Genomic DNA, 529 nt, shown 5'->3' on the forward strand with positions numbered 1-529 from the left:
CACCACCGCCCCTCGTCCCGACGCTACTCGGGGGAGCGGCCGGTCGGAGGGTAAATCCAGTTGTTCGGGTAGGCCGTCGAGTGCGTGCTGCCAGTACTGAATCTGCTTGCTGGCGACGGATTTCGGGTCCGATTCGGAACCGAGCATGTCGAGTTGCCACAGCGTGTAGTCGACGTACTGAACCGGCAGCGGCGTCCACTGCGGTGCCGATCCACTGCGTCGCGCGAGATATGCCGTCATCACGTCCCGAGACAGCGGAGCCATCGACAGCCCGTCGGCCGAGATGTGGTGTGCCACGAAGGCCAATACGTACTCCGGCATCGGACCGGCGGGGTCGGTGACCTCGAACAGCCGAACGCGGAACGGAATTTCGACCGTCACGTCGAATCCACGGCTGAAGAATTCGGTGACGTCGGCCAAGGCGCTGTCACGGGTGACGGAAACCGCGGCCGTGTCGACCTGCGCATCGGCCTCGTCGAGCACCTGCTGATAGCCGCTGCCGTCGATGTCGGGATAGATGGTGCGCAAC

Annotated in this window: 1 protein-coding gene; it reads right to left on the minus strand. The window is 64.3% G+C overall.

All coding sequences use genetic code 11. The annotated features are described in order from the left end of the window. Nucleotides 1–529: condensation domain-containing protein (locus R4P08_RS18450; RefSeq protein ID WP_317815315.1), on the minus strand; the 529-nt coding region annotated here is incomplete at both ends.

Source organism: Rhodococcus sp. IEGM 1408 (assembly GCF_033142235.1).
GTDB lineage: Bacteria > Actinomycetota > Actinomycetes > Mycobacteriales > Mycobacteriaceae > Dietzia.